Origin of the sequence: Sediminibacterium sp. TEGAF015, assembly GCF_025997995.1 — a bacterium.
Taxonomy (GTDB): Bacteria; Bacteroidota; Bacteroidia; order Chitinophagales; family Chitinophagaceae; genus Sediminibacterium.
This window is the reverse complement of the sequence record NZ_AP026683.1, coordinates 1,541,019-1,559,799: the sequence shown is the minus strand read 5'-3', so window position 1 is coordinate 1,559,799 and position 18,781 is coordinate 1,541,019. Positions and strand designations below refer to the sequence as shown.

Here is an 18,781-nt window from a genome sequence, read left to right as displayed (position 1 = left end):
TTATTCTTCCCCTTCTGGAAAGATACGCGATAGTTTCAACTTAGAAACAGGCGCAACAATCAGTGGGAATTTCTCAATGGTCACATTGCTGGGATCGAGTCCAAAACCTCTTTCCTCACTTAGGGATATTTCCTTCAGCCAGAAATAGAGTTTCATGATTACGCGCTCAAAGAATGGTAATTCATTGTCTTGACTCAGGTATTTTTCCATTACAATAAACTGGAAATCGCCTACAATATTATTTTTTTCCAGGCTTTCGTAACGGCTGGTAATATTCACTTCTTTGTTTTTCACCAGTTCTTCCACTACTTTTCTGAACATGAGATTGATACGGTGTTCTACCCTGAATCCTAATCTGAATTCAATCCGAATAATATCATTGGGAATTATATGTTCAACGTGGTATTCACATGTGTACGGATCATCCAATACATCTACGTGAACAAACCAGTAGATATCTGCTCTTTTGGGTTTCTTATTTAGAATAGAATAAATGATTTTGTGCTCTATTTCATTGTGGTTGTTGGCACTGGTCATGTAAACCAGATGCGTTGCATATTTGGGGATGGTTTTATCGTTACTCAGTTCCTGAATCATGGGGATATAGTTCTCCAGGCGAACAAACTCTACGTAACGATTTTTGATTTTACGACTTCTGTACCAAACATACATTATGGTAAACAAGGCACCCCCTACTAAAAGAGTAGCATATCCACCATGAACAAATTTCTCTAACAGTGCAATTAAAAAAGCAGATTCGTAAATTAAATACCCTATTAGGAAAATATAAATCCAAACGGAAGCAGTTCTTTTTAGCACTAAATAATTAGAATACAATATGGTAGTACTTAGCATGGTCACTACAATAGCTAAACCATAAGCTGCTTCCATTTTCGCAGACTCTCTGAAGAATAGCACAACACCCACACATCCAACAAATAGTAATAAATTAATTCCTGGTACAAACAATTGCCCTCTTTCTTCGGATGGGTATCTTACTTTCATTTTAGGCCAGAGATTCAATCGAAGGGCTTCGCTGATTAAGGTGAACGATCCTGAAATTAATGCCTGACTGGCAATAATGGCCGCAGAAGTAGCAATGATTACACCTATAATAATAAACCAGCCGGGCATTAAGTCATAAAAAGCATTGATACCCAACTGCGCTTTATTGGTAGCATTTACCAGCAAACCTTTATGTGTGCTCAAGAGTAAGGCACCTTGGCCAAAATAGTTGAGTAATAAACAGATTTTTACATAGATCCAGGAAATGCGAATATTGCCTCTACCGCAATGACCTAAATCGGAGTACAGGGCTTCTGCTCCTGTTGTGCAAAGAAAAACAGCACCTAGTATCCAAAATCCATTGGGGTAGTTAATGAGCAACTTCACCCCATAGTAAGGATTCAAGGCCTTAAACACAGATAGGTCGTGCCCCATATGTGCTATACCCAAAACAGCCAACATGGTAAACCAGATAAACATGATTGGTCCAAACAATTTTCCAATACTGGCTGTACCAAATTGTTGCATGAAAAAGATGGCAGCTAAAATCCCTATTACAATTAATACAATACTATCGCTTGTAATAGATTGCATAGCGGGTAATTCTTTTAATCCTTCTATAGCCGACGTAACAGAGATGGGTGGCGTAATAATGCCATCCGCCAACATGGCCGCTCCACCAATCATTGCAGGAATGACTAACCATTTTTTTCTTCGCCTCACCAATGCATACAATGCAAATGTTCCCCCTTCCCCCTTGTTGTCTGCATTCAAAATCATCAGCACATATTTGACCGTTGTCTGTAGCGTGATGGTCCAGATAATGCAGGACAAAGCACCAATGATCAGTTCTTCTGAAATGACCCGATTGGTGATAATGGCGTTAAATACGTAAAGGGGGGAAGTGCCGATGTCACCGTAGATAATCCCTAAAGCAATTAAGAGACCAGCACCGGTAACTTTGTTGATATTTTTACTCACAAAAGAAGCGTTGAAGCATTAAATTGAATCAATCTTTAACAAATGTATGGGTAATTTGCATAATCCAAATGATTGGTACAAGCCGTACATTTGAAACATAAAGATAGTGCGTATGAAAAGGTCATTTCTCTTTTTTTTGTGGGCTATGTTAGCAACTTGTGCATCCGCTACTGCCCAGAATATTGTTTATTCTGATCCCGACAGGGAAGACCCCCGCACTTTAAACTTTGAAGTAGTTGGAAAAATTGGCGGCAAGTTCCTTATTTATAAGAATGCCCGTGACGATCATTTCTTTTCTGTATACGATTCGGAAATGAAATTAACAGCCAAGGTCAAAGCAGATTTTCTCCCTACCAGAACCAAAATTCTGGGTACTGATTTTCTTGCCTATCCTGATTTCTCTTATTTTATTTATCAGTATCAGCAAAGAAATATCTACTATGTAATGGCTGCTAAAATTGGTCCGGAAGGAAAGATTCTGGGCGATGTAACTTTGCTGGATACCACATCTGGTATGGGTTATACAGCTAATAACAGAATCTATACGATTGTGAACAGCGAAGACAAACAGCGACTGGGAGCTTTCAAAATCAGTACCCGAAACGAAAAAGAACACGTAATTACTTCCTGTGTTTTTAATAAGGAATTAAGCCAATTGGAAAAGGTAAGAATTGCCATTCCAATGCCCGACAGAAACGATTACCTGGGTGAATTCGGTTTAGACAATGAGGGTAATTTGGTTTGTTTACGCGAATCTGCTGTGGCCGAAAATGAGAGTATCAATAAAGTGAGTCTGGTGATTAAGCCCCTCGGCAGCATTAATCCCACCATAAGCGAAGTAAAAGTAAAGAGTCTTTTCCTAGACGATACCCGTATTAAAATTGATAACCTGAACAAGAAAATTCTGATTACTTCTTTTTTTAGTAAGCAGAAAAGAGGCAATATTGATGGTTTATACTATACCCTCTGGGACAAAAGCAATGGACAAGAATTATTGAATGCCACAACCGTATTTACCGATGAGTTCAGATCTGACGTTAAAGGAGAAGGGTCTACCAAAACAGCTTTCAATGACTTTTATCTGAAAAATCTGATTCTTCGAAGGGATGGCGGTTTTATGATGATTGCGGAATCCGCTTATATGAATTCACGCGGAAATAATTTTAACCGCTGGGATATGATGAACCGCAGTCCTTTCTTTAACCCCTATATGGGTTCAGGTCTGGGTTTGGGATTAGGCGGTGGTTATTATCCTTATGGATCCGGATTTAATGCATATCCCTGGGGCTCTCCTTGGGGATTGAACTCGATGGGACCGAACAATGTTACCCGTTATTTCTCTGACAATATTGCTATCATTTCTTTTGAACCCGATGGCAAAATGGAATGGAGCAATGTAATCCGTAAAACGCAATACGACGATAATACAGACAATTATATTGGGTATGGTTTGCTGAACTCCGGAGATCAGATTCGTTTTCTCTTTAATATTCAGGAGAAAAGAAACAATGTACTTACCGATCAGGCAATGTCTCCGCAGGGCCAAATTGACCGCAATCCAACCATTAAAAATCTGGAAAGAGGGTATGATTTTATGCCAAGACATGCCAAGCAAACCGGCGCCAGACAAGCCATCATTCCTTGTATGTACAGAGGCTATACCTGTTTTGCCAAAATAGATTATTAACTTGCGTCCGTGGTATTTCTATTCAGAGACAAATCGATTATTAATATTTTATTTGTACTGCTCCTCTGTTTGCTGGTGCACGCGCATGGATTCTTTATTCCTGTTCCCATAACGTCCAATGCTCAAACTGGCTATTTCGGATTATTGCTGAACAACTATATTCAACCGAGGCTGGGAGCATCCGGTTTTTGGATATATATTATTATCGTATTGATTCAGGCGATACGGCTTAATTTTTTACTGGCGGATCAGAAAATGTATCCTCAGTCTAGTTATACAGTGGCCATGACCTATGTATTGCTAACAGGATTGTTTCCGGCCTGGTCTGTTATTTCACCAGCCTTATTGGCTAATTTTTTCCTGATCTGGATTTATATTAAATTGACCAGGTTGTACAATAATCCTGCACCCAAGACCCTGCTATTCAATATTGGATTGCTGGTAGCCATCATGGTGCTTTGTTATCACCCGACAGCATTGGTTGTTCCTGTAGTATTGTTTGCGCTGGGCATTATGCGGGCATTCAAACTGCAGGAGTGGTTTACCCTGATTATGGGAATGGCTTTGCCTTACTATTTTCTGGCCTCCGGACTCTATCTTACCAATCAATTGCCCTTGCTCTCGAACTGGTTGCCTGACTGGGAAATGCCAACAAAGCTTACCCCTTTAAAAAAGGCTGAATGGATTGGTTTATCCAGTTTTCTGATGAGTTTTTTTATTGGTCTTTTTTTCTGGCAGCAATTTAACAGCCGGCTGGTGATTCAGATGCGAAAAAACTGGTCTTCTCTGCTGGTTATGACGATCATTCTTTCACTTTCCCCATTTGCCTTTCATCATGCAGGTTTTGAAGCTGCCTTTCTTTGTTTAGTGTCGGTTGTCCCTTTTGCTGCCGCTATTTTTTCCTTTCCCAGACGGTTGATTTTCCCCAATTTGATTTTCTGGCTGCTTTTGGCAGCGGTTATGTACAATAATTGGCAAATCGTCAAATTTTAGGCATTCTTTCTGTTTCTGGATTGTACCTTTGTGCCTAAATCTTAATTACATGAAACTAGGGGTGGTGGTTTTCCCGGGATCCAATTGCGACAGAGACATGCAGGATGCATTGCAGAACGACTTAAATAAGGAAGTCATTATGTTATGGCATAAAGACAAGGATTTATCCGCTTTCTCAACGGATGATTGTATTGTACTTCCTGGTGGATTTTCTTATGGGGATTACCTGCGCTGTGGTGCCATTGCCCGTTTTAGTCCGATGATGCAATCTGTGATTGATTTTGCCAATAGAGGGGGAAAAGTCCTTGGGGTTTGTAATGGATTTCAGATTCTCTGTGAGAGCGGTCTTTTACCCGGAGTACTTTTGCAAAATGCCAATCAACAATTTATCTGTAAGAATGTATATATAACCAATCCTGTAACCGGAGCATTGCAAATACCTATTGCGCATGGAGAAGGCAGATTCCATGCGGACGAAGCTACGCTGGATGAACTGGAAAAAAATGACCAGATTCTGTTCCGTTATTCTGATGCAGCGGGTAATATTACAGCAGCGGCCAATCCGAATGGAGCCACCAGAAATATTGCTGGAATCAGAAATGCAGGAAACAATGTATTTGGTATGATGCCTCACCCAGAGCGCGCAACTTCACCCAGTCTGCACAATCTGGACGGAATAAAAGTTTTTGAATTGTTGTCTATTCAATAAGAGAAGATGAAAAAATTACTAAGCGTATTCGTGGCTTTACTGAGTGTGGCATTAGTGAGTGCACAAATTAAAGATCCTGTGTCTTGGACATTTGAAGCAAAGAAAAAAACGGCAGATAGCTACGAAGTAGTTATAACGGCAAATATTCCCAAGCCCTGGCATATGTATTCTCAAAATATGCCAACCGGTGGTCCTGTTCCTACCAAGATTGTATTCAATCCTAACCCATTGGTAAAAGCTCAAGGTAAACCAAAGGAGCAAGGCAAGTTGGAAAAAATCAACGATAAGATTTTTGACATGGAAGTGTTGTTCTACAGTGGCAAAGTTGTGTATACACAGTTGGTTAAAGTGAAGCCGGGAATAAAAACCAATGTGGCAGGGTATGTAAACTATATGGTTTGCGACGATGAGCAGTGCTTGCCTCCAACCAAAAAACAATTTGACATTAAGCTATTATAATATGAAGAAATTCATTTGGGTGCTGGTATTGAGTATACTGGCGCAACAGGGAATTGCACAGGAAAAGTCACCTGTGCAATTTGTTTTTTCAACAGAACGTGTAAACGATAGCCTGGTGCAGCTGGTTGTAAAAACAACAATCAACAAGGGCTACCAACTCTTTGGAGTAAAAAAGCAAACGGCTGAAGATGAGTTTGTGTCTGCATTGCAATTGCCAGATTCCTTACAGCATTTACTAACCCAGCAAGTAGAAGAAAAAGGCAGTGCAATGAAACAGCCTGCACTTGAAGCCGGACAAGTACCACTGAAAGTATTTGAAGACAGTGTACAATTTATTTTTGGCTTGCGTGTAATGGCAACAGACAAATTATCTGTGAGTGGTCAATTTAATTGGTTGGCCAAAGCGGGTGATCAGTTCCCAAGTGGAGTAGAAAATTTTGTCATTGACATTCAACCAGTAGCAGAAGCAGCAGCCAATCCGGATGAGGATATAGCCAATCAGAGTTTATGGCAAATCTTTTTGCTTACTTTTTTAACAGGTTTGCTCGCAGTGATTACACCCTGTGTTTTTCCATTGATACCTGTAACAGTTAGTTTCTTTTTAAAGAGAAGTAAAACAAGGGTAGAAGGCATTCGCAACGCATTGTGGTATTCCATTTCTATCATTGGTATTTATACCATTCCTACTATTTTGCTAGTATTGTTGTTTGGAGATGATATACTCTATCAGATTTCTACCAGTGCTATTTCCAATTTATTGTTCTTTGCCATCTTCCTAGTGTTTGCCATTTCCTTCTTTGGTGCATTTGAATTGCAGTTGCCCAATAGCTGGGCCAATAAGGCAGATCAGAAAGCAGGTAAGGGTGGATTGGGCGGTATCTTTTTTATGGCACTTACTTTAGTGATTGTTTCTTTTTCTTGTACAGGACCAATTGTAGGCACTTTGCTGGGACAAACGAGTACAGGTGGAGTAAGTACTGCGCCAATAGTTGGTATGCTGGGTTTTGGGGTGGGATTGGCATTGCCGTTTTCACTATTTGCTTTCTTCCCTTCCATGTTGCAGTCTTTGCCAAAGAGCGGTGGATGGCTGAATTCCGTGAAAGTGAGTTTCGGGTTTATTGAATTGGCGCTGGCATTAAAATTTTTATCGAACGTAGATTTAATTTATCACTGGCGCTTACTCGACAGAGATGTCTTTCTGGTATTGTGGATTGTGATATTTGTATTGCTTGGTGTATACTTATTGGGAAAATTAAAATTCTCTCACGATAGTGACCTGCCCTATGTATCTGTGCCCAGGTTGTTTTTTGCAATGGCATCTTTCTCCTTTGCTCTGTATATTTTACCGGGTTTATGGGGTGCGCCATTAAGACATTTGAGCGGATTTATTCCTCCGGACGGCACGCAGGAATTCAATCTGGATGCATTGAAATATCAGATAGGTACTGCTCCTTCAACTTCTTCATCTACTACTTCATTAGCAGCGCCTCCGAAAAGACTGGCAGATAAATTACATATGCCATATGGATTGTTAGCCTATTTTACGTTGGAAGAGGGGATGGCAGCAGCCAAGGCATTGAACAAACCATTGATGCTCGATTTCACGGGTCATAGCTGCGCCAACTGCCGAAAGATGGAAAAGGAAGTTTGGAAGGATCCTGAAGTATTGAAAAGAATGAAAGAGAATTTTGTGTTGGTGAGTTTATACGTGGATGAATCCACTCCTTTGCCAGCCGGAGAACAATACACCAAGAAGGACGGAGATAAAGTTTTAACTGAAGGCGATAAAAACCTGGATTATGAAATTACACAGTTTGGTTTTAATGCACAGCCACTCTATATGTTTTTAGATCTAGAAGGTAAGCCTTTGAGTAGCATTAAATATGGGTACAATCCGGATATCAATAAATTCATAGCGCATTTAGATGCAGCGAAAGCAGTATTTGATGCAAAGAAAAAATAAGATATATGAGAAAAATTCAAAGTAGTATGAATAAGATATAGCCAACAAAAAAGCTCCGATATTATCGGAGCTTTTTTATTTATCCTGCACAAACTATAAAGCGATTTGTTTTTCTACCATCATTTTTCTAAGGTTGATTAAACCGTAGCGCATTCTGCCTAAAGCGGTATTGATGCTGCAATTGGTAATTTCAGCTATTTCCTTAAAGCTTAGGTTGGCATAGTGTCTTAGCACAATAATTTCTCTTTGTTCTTCAGGTAAAAGATCCAGCATTTTTCTCACTCTGTCGTGGCTTTGACCTTGCATAATCTTGCCATCCGGACCTTCTTCAGAAATCTGCAGTACATCAAAGATGTCTTTGTTATCACTGGTTTTAATGGCAGGGGTACGCTTAACTTTTCTGAAGTAGTCTACGCAAAGGTTGTGAGAGATTCTCAAAGCCCATGGTAAGAACTTGCCTTCTTCTGTATAGCGCTTATTTTTCAGGGTATCGATGATCTTGATAAACACGTCCTGGAATAAATCTTCAGCCAGATAAGTGTCTTTTACAAAGAACAAAATGGAAGAAAATATTTTGTCCTTGTATCGGTAGATAAGGGTTTCAAATGCATCGGTGTCCCCGTCTTGAAATGCCCGTATCAGTTCTGTATCAGACGCATGGTCTAATGTTCTCATAGTTTAGGTTTTTGAGTCAGGATTAAAATCAGGATATTGGACAACGATTTCTTAAATCCTGAACAAAATAGATATGTTTTTCATACATAAATCTTTTGTGGAAATCAAGTTGGAGGGTCTTTAGGTTATTCACATCCTAAGTGATTGATTTTTTGACCGTTATTTCGGTTTTCTTCAACCAAAGCTGTAATAATCTGTTTAATTTGTGAACCCTATGGCAAAGAGCAAAAACACAGCAGCAGTAAGCAAAACCATTGAAAAGCCAGCATTGGGATCTTCTGATATATTGGTACATGGTGCTAGAACCCATAACCTGAAAAACGTTACCGTCTCGTTTCCCCGAAATAAACTCATTGTGGTAACTGGTGTATCGGGAAGCGGTAAATCTTCCTTAACCATTGATACTTTGTTTGCAGAAGGGCAAAGACGATATGCAGAAAGTTTAAGTGCCTATGCCAGACAGTTTATGTCTCGCATGGTAAAGCCGGATGTAGATTATATTAAGGGATTGTGTCCTGCCATTGCCATTGAACAGAAAGTTATTACCAGAACCCCACGCAGCACAGTGGGCAGTATGACTGAGATTTATGATTACCTGCGTTTATTATATGCAAGAGTGGGAAAAACCATCTCTCCTGTTAGCGGAAAGGAAGTAAGAAAAGATGAAGTGGCAGATGTGTTGCAAGCGGTACAGGCTTTATCGGAGGGAGATAAAATTGTTTTTCTAGTAGCTTTTCAACAGCATGCCAACCGGGAAATAAGGGAGGAACTGAATATATTAATGCAAAAAGGTTTTTCCAGAATGTTCCTGATGCAGAAAGGCCAACCGGGAAAACCAGTGCGCATAGAAGAGCTGCTCGACATGACAGATGCCGCATTGACCAAAGAATGGAAATTGCATGCTGCCAGCTATTATGTATTGGTTGATCGCTTTGTGGTAAAACCTTTGGAAGAAGAAGACCTGCATCGCCTAGCAGATTCAATAGGTACAGCGTTTTTTGAAGGTCATGGGAAAATGATGCTTGAAATAAATGGAGCGCAGATCCTGCATTTCAGCAATCAGTTTGAAGCAGATGGGATGGTATTTGAAGAGCCCAGTCCCAATTTGTTTTCATTTAATAATCCTTATGGAGCCTGTCCGGTTTGTGAAGGTTTTGGACAAGTATTGGGCATAGATCAGGATCTAGTTATTCCCGACAAAAGATTGTCATTGTATGAGAATGCAGTTGCACCCTGGAAGGGAGAGAAAATGGGATGGTGGAAAGAACAGTTTATGAAAGGAACAGCTAAAACTGGCTTTCCCATTCACAAGCCCATCATGGATTTAACTGACACGCAATTGGAGCAGTTGTGGAATGGGGTAGGCAATGCGCTGGGTATTCATGATTTTTTTAAGGAAGTAGAACAGAACTTATATAAAGTACAATACAGGGTATTGTTGAGCAGGTACAGAGGAAGAACTACCTGTACTTCCTGCAACGGATATCGTTTAAGAGAAGATGCATTGTATGTAAAAATCAGGGGCAAGCATATTGCTGAACTATGCAATATGCCTGTTGCAGATGTAAAACAATGGATAGATGGTATTCAGTGGACCGAACATGAATATGCCATTGGGAAAAGAATTTTACTGGAAGTACATCAGCGTCTGCAAACCTTACTGGATGTGGGTTTGGGCTATTTAACACTGGACAGATTGGCCAATACCCTGAGTGGCGGCGAAAGTCAGCGTATCCAGCTCACCCGAAATCTGGGAAGCAACCTGACTAACTCATTGTATATATTGGATGAACCCTCTATTGGTTTGCATTCAAGAGATACGGAGCGGTTGATTGGGGTGTTAAAATCACTTCGTGATTTAGGAAATACTGTAGTGGTGGTGGAACACGATGAACTCATGATGCGTGAAGCAGATTATATTATTGATATGGGACCATTGGCTTCCCATCTGGGAGGAGAAGTGGTAGCCAGCGGGGGTTATGCCACCATTATTAAAGACAGCAATAGCTTAACAGGAAAGTACCTGAGTGGGCAGATGCAAATACAGGTGCCCAAAACACTGCGTAAGTGGAACAGCAGTATTAAAGTAGAAGGAGCCAGACAACATAATTTAAAAGACATAACAGTAGAATTTCCTTTGCATTGTTTTTGTGTAGTTGCAGGTGTGAGCGGCAGTGGAAAAACTACTTTGGTTAAACAGATTCTGTATCCGGGCATACAGAAAATAAAAGGAGAAGCTGCGGAGAAAGTAGGTTTGCACAAAGCCATTACAGGGGACATAGATAGCATTGCCCATATAGAAATGATAGACCAGCAACCGATTGGTAAATCTTCACGTAGTAATCCAATTACCTATATCAAAGCGTATGATGCTATTAGAGATTTATTTGCGAAGCAGGGGCTGGCCAAAATGCGCGGATTTCAGCCCAAACACTTTTCCTTCAATGTAGACGGGGGACGCTGTGATACCTGCAAGGGAGAAGGCGAAACCATTGTTGAAATGCAGTTTCTGGCAGATGTACATTTAACCTGCGAGTCTTGCGGAGGTAAACGATTCAAAGAAGAAGTGCTGGAAGTAAAATACCAGCAGGCATCTATTCACGATGTACTGGAAATGAGTGTAGACGAAGCATTTGAATTCTTTAAAGAAGAAAAGCAAATTCAGAAAGCCATCAAAACCTTACAGGATGTAGGGCTGGGTTATATTAAACTGGGGCAGAGCAGCAATACGCTTAGTGGTGGGGAAGCACAGCGCGTAAAGCTGGCCAGCTTTTTAGGAAAGGGGAAAGGTATTGGGCATGTGCTCTTTATTTTTGATGAACCCACCACTGGTCTGCATTTTCACGATATTCAAAAATTACTCAACTCATTCAATGCACTGATTGAACAAGGCCACTCATTAATTGTGATTGAACACAATACTGATGTACTGAAGTCTGCGGATTGGTTGATTGAATTGGGCCCCGAAGCAGGAGATAAGGGAGGTGAATTGGTTTATGCAGGTATTCCGGCTGGCATAAAAGCTTGTAAGAAAAGTATAACGGCGCCATTTATTGTATTATAAAGAAAGAGCAATGAAATATTGCTCTTTCTTTCAATCCTATTGATTAAGTTAATTGAATAGTTAAGTTGATCAACTAACAAAGTCAGTAAATTACCTAAGCCGATCGGCGTTTTTTACCAGTTGCTCATCTTTGTAAATTCCAACGGCAGCAAGTAAAAAGAAAACCGGTACAGCAAAACTAATCAGGGAGGTCAGGTCTGTTTTAGATTCGGTGAACCCATTGCTGGCGCTGTAATACAAGGCAATCTGAATACCAGATACTATCAGCAACGCAAGCGTAACCATCAATTGTCTTTTGCGATCCTTGTACATAAAAATAGCTACCAGCGCAGCCACTGCCAGGGCAATAGCAATCAGTGTAGTGATGCTACCTTGAAGTGCTGTATATTCTACCCATTCTTTTTCGTTGGTAGTGGTGTTCATTCTGTTCCCGCTGAAAAAAGAAAACTGTGTACTCAATCCACTCAGGCTGGCGGCTAACAATAACCAGATACTTTGAATTCTTTGTAACATATTGAATGGCTTTAGCCCATTTCAGGATATAAAATAAATTGTTCCATGAAGGCATTTACGTCTTTACGAACTGCTGTGATTGATGCAGCATCATCTGCATTCATCAACACCTTATCAATGGCATCAACTACAAAAGGCATATGTTCCTCTTTCATTCCTCTGGTAGTAATGGCAGGAACGCCAAAGCGAATACCGGAAGTAACAAAAGCAGATTTATCATCAAAAGGAACCATATTCTTGTTGGCAGTAATATCTGCCTGCACCAATGCCTGTTCTGCTTTTTTACCGCTGATATTTTTATTTCTCAGGTCAATCAGCATCAGGTGGTTATCGGTACCGCCACTAATGATATGATAGCCTTTGTTTACAAACTCTTTGGCCATGGCCTGTGCATTCTTCTGCACCTGTTGCTGGTAAACCAGAAATTCGTCAGATAAGATTTCTCCAAAGGCAACTGCTTTAGCAGCAATTACGTGCTGCAATGGTCCGCCCTGGATGCCCGGGAAAACCGCCATGTCTAGCAAGTTGCTCATCATTCTGATATTGCCTTTCACGTCTTTTAATCCCCATGGATTTTCAAAATCCTTCTGCATCATTATGATACCACCTCTTGGTCCACGCAAGGTTTTGTGTGTAGTAGAAGTAACAAAATGACAATGCTCAAAGGGGGAATTCAATAATTTTTTGGCAATCAAACCTGCAGGATGCGCAATGTCGGCCATTACCAATGCACCTACTTCATCGGCCACTTTTCTGATTCTGGCATAGTCCCAGTCTCTGCTGTAAGCAGATGCACCACAATAAATTAATTTAGGTTTTACTTCGCGGGCTTTGGCTTCCAGCATTTCATAATCAATCAATCCTTCTTCTCTGGTAACACCATAAAAATGCGGACGATACAATTTACCGGAATAGTTTACTGCACTGCCATGGGTTAAATGTCCGCCCATGCTTAGGTCAAGGCCTAAGGTAGCGTCACCCGGTTGCAATACCGCTAATGCAACAGCTGCATTTGCCTGAGCTCCACTATGGGGTTGCACGTTGGCATATTCTACACCAAAAATTTCTTTTAGTCTGTCAATGGCCAATTGTTCTGTTTGGTCCACAATTTCACAACCAGCATAATACCTTCTGCCTGGATAACCTTCGGCGTATTTATTGGTCATCACATTGCCCATGGCCTGCATTACTTGCAGACTGGTAAAATTTTCTGAAGCAATCAATTCAATTCCGTGTCTTTGTCTTTCTAATTCTTTTCTGATCAGGTCAAAAACCAGTGTATCTCTCTGCATGAAGTGTATTTTTGCCAAATTTACGCGTTATTTACTATTTTACAGCCCCATTTGACCTTATGAAAGCGATTATACCCGTAGCAGGAGCAGGAACGAAACTTAGACCCCATACCTATACTCAACCCAAGGCTTTGATTCCAATTGCGGGCAAAACCATTCTGAGCTTTATTGTAGATCAGTTAAGAGAGACGGGAATTCATGAATTTATTTTTATTGTTGGCTATTTAGGGGAAAAAATTCAGGACTATGTTAAACAAACTTATCCTGACCTTACCACTCATTTTGTGTTTCAGAACGAACGTCAGGGAACAGGTCATGCCATTGAATTGACCAAATCCATTGTAGGCAACGATGAGGTTTTTGTGGTGCTGGGAGATACCATTTGCGAATACGATGTAAAAGAAGTAGTAGATAGTCCATATAGCATGCTTGGTGTAAAGAAAGTAGACGACCCCAGAAATTTTGGTGTAGCAACCATTGGCGAAGATGGATTTATAGAACAGGTAGTAGAGAAGCCAGCTATACCCAAGAGCAATATGGCATTGGTAGGATTGTACAAGATTAAGGAAACCCATTACCTCTTTGAGTGTCTACATCATTTGTTCATGCAGGATATTAAAACCCAGGGAGAATACAATTTGACGGATGCCCTGGATTGCATGATACAAAGAGGTGCGAAATTTCAATCCTTCAAAGTGAAAAATTGGTTTGATTGTGGTAAGAAAGAAAGTTTGCTCGAAAGCAATGCTACACTATTAAAAAAGTTTGGGGGCAATATTCAATATATACACGACTTTAAAGACACCATCATCATTCCTCCGGTAAGTATTGCACCGGGTTGCGATATTTCGCACTCCATCATTGGACCGCATGTAGCCATTGGCGCTAATACAACCGTTAAGCACTCCATTATCAGAGATAGCATTATTGGTTCTTATACCAGCTTGTTTGAAGTGGTATTAGACAACTCATTAATTGGTAGTGATGCTTCTGTAAAAGGATTAAGTAGGAGTTTGAATATTGGGGACAATACTGAAATTGATTTTGGATAAAGTCTGGGCCTCTTGGCTAAAGCCGGGGCATCTGACCCAAGCAGTTATTGTACTCTTCAATCATTTCTGCAACAATATCAGCCGCTGGTTTTATTTCATGGATTAAAGCCGCTACCTGACCAATTTCCAATTCCCCTTCTTTCAGGTCTCCTTCGAACATGCCTTTTTTAGCGCGCGCTCTTCCCAGTAAATGAGAAAGTTCCGCTTCATCGGCTCCGCGTTTTTCTGCATCTGCTACTTGCTGAAAGAATTCATTTTTTAATAGTCGAACAGGCACCAATTTTTTCAAACTCAATTGGGTATCTCCTTCGCCGGCAGCAACTACCGCTTCTTTAAAATGAATATGCGAAGATGCTTCGGGTGTACAAACAAAGCGACTACCTACCTGAACGCCATCTGCTCCCAGGGCAATGGCCGCATACATTTGCTGACCAGTTGCAATGCCTCCTGCAGCAATCAACGGAATTGTAATTTTTTTGCGCACAGCTGGAATCAAAACCAAAGTAGTTGTTTCTTCTCTACCGTTGTGTCCACCTGCTTCAAAACCTTCTGCCACAACCGCATCACAACCGGCTTCCTGTGCCTTCAAAGCAAACTTAGAACTGCTGACTACATGCACCACTTTAATGCCATGCGATTTAAAAAGTCCCGTATAAGTTTTTGGATTTCCAGCACTGGTAAAAACAATCGGAACTTTTTCTTCAATGATAATTTGTATCAACTGATCTAAATCGGGATACAATAAAGGAATATTAACAGCAAAGGGATTAGCAGTGGCTGTTTTGCATTGACGGATATGTTCTCTTAAAACATCGGGGTACATAGAGCCGGCACCAATAATACCAAGACCTCCGGCATTGCTGACTGCACTGGCCAGTTTCCATCCGCTGGCCCAAATCATCCCTGCTTGTATGATGGGATATTGAATGCCTAGTAAAGCGGTAATTCTATTGGGTTGGCCGATGAATTGCATAAGCTTATTTGTGCAGGTAAAATGAATTGGCTTGAGATAAACAGGTTACTACTAAATCGTTAATGCAAACATGTGCAGGTAAATGGGCAACATAGTGAACGATATCCGCAATGTCTTTTGCCTGCAAAGCCTGGTAACCATCATAAACGGCATCTGCTTTTTGCTCATCCCCTTTAAAACGAACCAGAGAAAATTCTGTTTCAGCAGCACCAGGGTGTATAGCAGTTACTTTAATGCGATGTGGTAGCAAGTCGATGCGCATGGCTTTGGAAATAGCGTCTACCGCGTGTTTGGTAGCACAGTATCCGTTTCCGTCCTTGTATACTTCTTTTCCTGCAGTGGAACCAATATTAATAATATGACCTTGTTTTTTTTCAATCATCAATGGCAATACGGCTTTAGAAACATACATCAATCCTTTCAGATTGGTATCAATCATGGTTTCCCAATCGTCTAAATTAGCTGCTTCAAAAGAATCTCTTCCCAGCGCCAATCCGGCATTGTTCAATAATACATCAATCGACTTCCATTGTGGAGGTAATTGTTCTATTGCAGCAAATACTTCTTTTCTGTTTTGTACATCAAAACAAAGCGGCAGTACATCAATTTTATATTGATTGCTTAACGCATTTGCTAGTTCTGTTAATCTTTCTTTTCTTCTGCCAGTGATAATGCAGTTCCATCCGGATGCGGCAAATAATTCAGCGGTGGCTTTTCCAAATCCGGCCGTTGCGCCGGTAATCAGTATCGTTTTTCTCATAAAATAGACTTGGCACAAAATTAACTATCTAATGAGTACCGCTGTTCCTTTTTTATAAACACGGTTGCCTAAGTAGTCAATGCCCTCTGCCTGAAAAACATAAGTGCCGGCGGGCTGGGGCTCTCCTTTAAAAGTTCCGTCCCATCCTTTATTGAGTTCATTGGTATAAAATATCTGTTGTCCCCAGCGATTGAAAATGGAGAAGTATACCAATTGCGTTATCCCTACAGCAACAGGTTTGAGTACATCGTTTCTTCCATCTGCATTGGGCGTGAACGCTGTCGGGATAAAGAGTTGCGGTCCTCCTGAAAAAACACGGACGGTAATTTCATCTTCTCCATAACAACCCGCTTCTCCTGTTACTCTTACACGGTAAGTAATAGAATCAGTACCAGCGGCCAGGGTAAGAATTGGATTGGACACAGTTGGATTAGAAATTCCGGTAAGCGGAGTCCAGCTAAAACTTCCGTTGCCGCTTGCATTGAGTTGCAGTGGTTGATCGGGCAATGCCACGGTATCTGATCCTGCATTAACATTTATAGGAGGAACTACTCGCACAACAATCGTATCTGTTACCGGCTTATTACATCCTAGCGTATCTGTTACGGTTAATATGTAGCTAGTTGTTCTGGAAGGTCCGGCCAATGGATTCAGGGTATTGGCGTTAATCATGGAATTGGTAGGTGACCATCTGTATGAAGCACCCACAATAGAAGCGGGCAAATTTAACCGGCTACCAAAACAAATAGTGGTATCAGGCCCAACATTAACGCGTGGATAAGGCGCCACCCTGATCTTTACAGAATCCCTTGCCTGACAGTAACCCAGATTGGCTGTAACATAATAGGTTTCATCCTGCAAAGGAGCCAGCCTGGGAAATTTAACGGGGTCAACCGGCGACCCTGAGGCAGAAGTCCACTGATAACTCAGTGCTTCACTTACGGTTTGCAATTGAATGGTATCTGTCTGACAAATGATGGCAGATGGTCCTGCATCCACCGAAATAAAATCGAGTACGTTTACGGTAACGGTATCACTATTAATGCACCCGTTGTTGTTAACAGTTACTACATAGCGGGTTGTATCTACCGGATATACCAATGGGTTAGCAATATTTCTATTGGAAATTCTGGACAAACTGCCACTAATATCCGGTGTCCAGTTAACAACACCTGCGCCCACATTGGCTATCAGCGGAAGCGTATCAATGCTGCAAATCAATGTGTCTTTAAAAGCTAGATTCAGCAAAGGTTTATCCAATACCGAAAAAGGTTTGGTTATGGTATCAATACATCCTTTACTATTGGTTACAATCAGGGATACATTGGTATTTAAAGGTGCTGGGTATTTCCATGCACTGTCTTTTGCAATGGAGGTATCAGCTGAAGTGGTATTGTCTCCAAAATTCCAACGCCAGCTATTCACTACACCATATCGGCTTACAGTGGCGTCTTTAAAAGTATATTCATTTAAATAGCATGATCCGGTAATGGTAAAGTCGGGTGTAAATCCCGGATAAATGCGCACTTCGGCGAATGCAGAATCCTGACAACCACCTGTGTTGGTTACTTTTAATTTTAAACGATAAGTACCTGTATCAGCATAAGTATAAGTTGGCGTGGGGTCTGTGGAAACATCCGTTGTGCTATTCGTAACACCAAAATCCCAGAGATAATTATTTACCTGTCCAGGAGACTCATTTTGAAAACTTAGCGTGAATCCATCGCAAGTGATATAAGTGGGTTTTAAATCGGCAGCAGACAGAGAGCAATCGGCCACCTGAATATGAATTTCTTTTCTTGTCTCTCCAATTTTAACCCCGTTTCTGAATTCACTGGCACAAACGGCTACAATGTATTCACCAGCAATAGAAGGTGCAATGCCAGAGATTAAACCAGTTGCAGGATTGATAGAAACTGAAGAGGACATTGGGAATGCGCCTGTGTAGGGGGGTTGGTAAGGTACGCCAGCGTAGGGTGGATTCGAGGATGGATTCGGTTGAGGAACTGCTTGACTACCCCCCGTTAAACCAGTACAAAAATTATAGGAGAGACTATCGCCGTCTGCATCAGTAGCCCCAAAATCAAAAGTAAAAGGAGCATTGAAACAAACGATTGCTGTATCTTTTTGTGCAAAAAGAGGGCTGCTGTTTTTAGCATAGCTTGTACCATTAATTATGCCAGGAATTGTATTGGTGTAGCTCACACCAATGGTGGATGAAATAGCTCCTACATTGGCGATATTGGAAATTCTACAACAGCGTTGAACAGATAAAATATACCCTTCTGCAATATTCGGCAAATCAATTTCAGTTGTGTATCTATCAATGAAATAACATACCCTTGGTTTGGAACTTAAACAAGGGTCATAAGTGGTTTTGTCCGGATTGTCTGAGCCGCTTCGGGGAACCGTTCTTGATTCTATCAAGGCATTAGATGCTCCATTGAAAATGCCAATATGAACTACCCCATCTCGCTGGTTTTGGTTTGAATTGCAATCCAAATATTGTCTTACAGTTATTCTGTATCGACTACTATTCGCCGCTGTTCCATCACCGAGGTATTCATATTGAATCCAGCCCCCTTTTAAATGGGCAGCCTGCATTGGAACCCATCCTAGCAAACACAAAATCAACAAAATAAAACTCCTACACAT

Annotated in this window: 14 protein-coding genes; 7 read left to right on the top strand and 7 right to left on the bottom strand. The window is 40.9% G+C overall.

Annotated elements, in window-relative coordinates:
• On the bottom strand, window positions 1–1,986 hold the full coding sequence (locus TEGAF0_RS07100) for a KUP/HAK/KT family potassium transporter (protein WP_264897285.1): 1,986 nt from the start codon (window positions 1,984–1,986) through the stop codon (window positions 1–3).
• Between the two features lie 145 nt (window positions 1,987–2,131).
• Between TEGAF0_RS07100 and TEGAF0_RS07095 the strand changes: the two genes are divergently transcribed.
• The 5 genes from TEGAF0_RS07095 to TEGAF0_RS07075 are packed head-to-tail and all read left to right on the top strand — an operon-like array spanning window position 2,132 to window position 7,797.
• Window positions 2,132–3,673 (top strand): hypothetical protein, encoded by a 1,542-nt coding sequence (locus TEGAF0_RS07095; protein ID WP_264897283.1) that lies wholly within the window; start codon window positions 2,132–2,134, stop codon window positions 3,671–3,673.
• Window positions 3,674–3,682: 9 nt separating this feature from the next.
• Window positions 3,683–4,666, top strand: coding sequence for a hypothetical protein (locus tag TEGAF0_RS07090; RefSeq protein ID WP_264897281.1), 984 nt, complete (start codon window positions 3,683–3,685; stop codon window positions 4,664–4,666).
• A gap of 49 nt (window positions 4,667–4,715) precedes the next feature.
• Window positions 4,716–5,375 (top strand): phosphoribosylformylglycinamidine synthase subunit PurQ, encoded by a 660-nt coding sequence (gene purQ / locus TEGAF0_RS07085; RefSeq protein WP_264897279.1) that lies wholly within the window; start codon window positions 4,716–4,718, stop codon window positions 5,373–5,375.
• 6 nt (window positions 5,376–5,381) lie between these two features.
• Window positions 5,382–5,834 (top strand): protein-disulfide reductase DsbD domain-containing protein, encoded by a 453-nt coding sequence (locus TEGAF0_RS07080; protein WP_264897277.1) that lies wholly within the window; start codon window positions 5,382–5,384, stop codon window positions 5,832–5,834.
• 1 nt (window position 5,835) lies between these two features.
• Entirely contained in the window at window positions 5,836–7,797 is a 1,962-nt protein-coding gene (locus TEGAF0_RS07075) for a protein-disulfide reductase DsbD family protein (protein WP_264897275.1), read from the top strand.
• A 93-nt stretch (window positions 7,798–7,890) separates the two neighbouring features.
• Here the strand turns inward: TEGAF0_RS07075 and TEGAF0_RS07070 are convergent, their stop codons facing one another.
• On the bottom strand, window positions 7,891–8,472 hold the full coding sequence (locus TEGAF0_RS07070) for an RNA polymerase sigma factor (protein ID WP_026765092.1): 582 nt from the start codon (window positions 8,470–8,472) through the stop codon (window positions 7,891–7,893).
• Window positions 8,473–8,686: 214 nt separating this feature from the next.
• Between TEGAF0_RS07070 and uvrA the strand changes: the two genes are divergently transcribed.
• Window positions 8,687–11,536 (top strand): excinuclease ABC subunit UvrA, encoded by a 2,850-nt coding sequence (uvrA, locus tag TEGAF0_RS07065; protein WP_264897273.1) that lies wholly within the window; start codon window positions 8,687–8,689, stop codon window positions 11,534–11,536.
• A gap of 90 nt (window positions 11,537–11,626) precedes the next feature.
• Here the strand turns inward: uvrA and TEGAF0_RS07060 are convergent, their stop codons facing one another.
• The gene (locus TEGAF0_RS07060; protein ID WP_264897271.1) at window positions 11,627–12,049 is read right to left on the bottom strand and encodes a DUF4293 domain-containing protein; all 423 of its coding nucleotides are present in this window, start codon (window positions 12,047–12,049) and stop codon (window positions 11,627–11,629) included.
• Between the two features lie 11 nt (window positions 12,050–12,060).
• Window positions 12,061–13,341, bottom strand: a complete 1,281-nt coding sequence (locus tag TEGAF0_RS07055; protein WP_264897270.1) for a serine hydroxymethyltransferase — start codon at window positions 13,339–13,341, stop codon at window positions 12,061–12,063.
• Window positions 13,342–13,400: 59 nt separating this feature from the next.
• Between TEGAF0_RS07055 and TEGAF0_RS07050 the strand changes: the two genes are divergently transcribed.
• Window positions 13,401–14,393 carry a sugar phosphate nucleotidyltransferase gene (locus TEGAF0_RS07050; protein WP_264897269.1) on the top strand — a complete coding sequence of 331 codons (993 nt, stop codon included), beginning with the start codon at window positions 13,401–13,403 and terminating at the stop codon, window positions 14,391–14,393.
• A gap of 16 nt (window positions 14,394–14,409) precedes the next feature.
• Here the strand turns inward: TEGAF0_RS07050 and TEGAF0_RS07045 are convergent, their stop codons facing one another.
• Genes TEGAF0_RS07045 through TEGAF0_RS07035 form a run of 3 tightly spaced genes read right to left on the bottom strand, consistent with a single transcriptional unit; the run spans window position 14,410 to window position 18,781 of the window.
• Window positions 14,410–15,366 (bottom strand): NAD(P)H-dependent flavin oxidoreductase, encoded by a 957-nt coding sequence (locus TEGAF0_RS07045; RefSeq protein WP_264897267.1) that lies wholly within the window; start codon window positions 15,364–15,366, stop codon window positions 14,410–14,412.
• Between the two features lie 4 nt (window positions 15,367–15,370).
• Window positions 15,371–16,126, bottom strand: a complete 756-nt coding sequence (locus TEGAF0_RS07040; RefSeq protein ID WP_264897265.1) for an SDR family NAD(P)-dependent oxidoreductase — start codon at window positions 16,124–16,126, stop codon at window positions 15,371–15,373.
• Window positions 16,127–16,150: 24 nt separating this feature from the next.
• Complete coding sequence (locus TEGAF0_RS07035; protein WP_264897263.1) at window positions 16,151–18,781, bottom strand: PKD domain-containing protein; 2,631 nt, start codon at window positions 18,779–18,781, stop codon at window positions 16,151–16,153.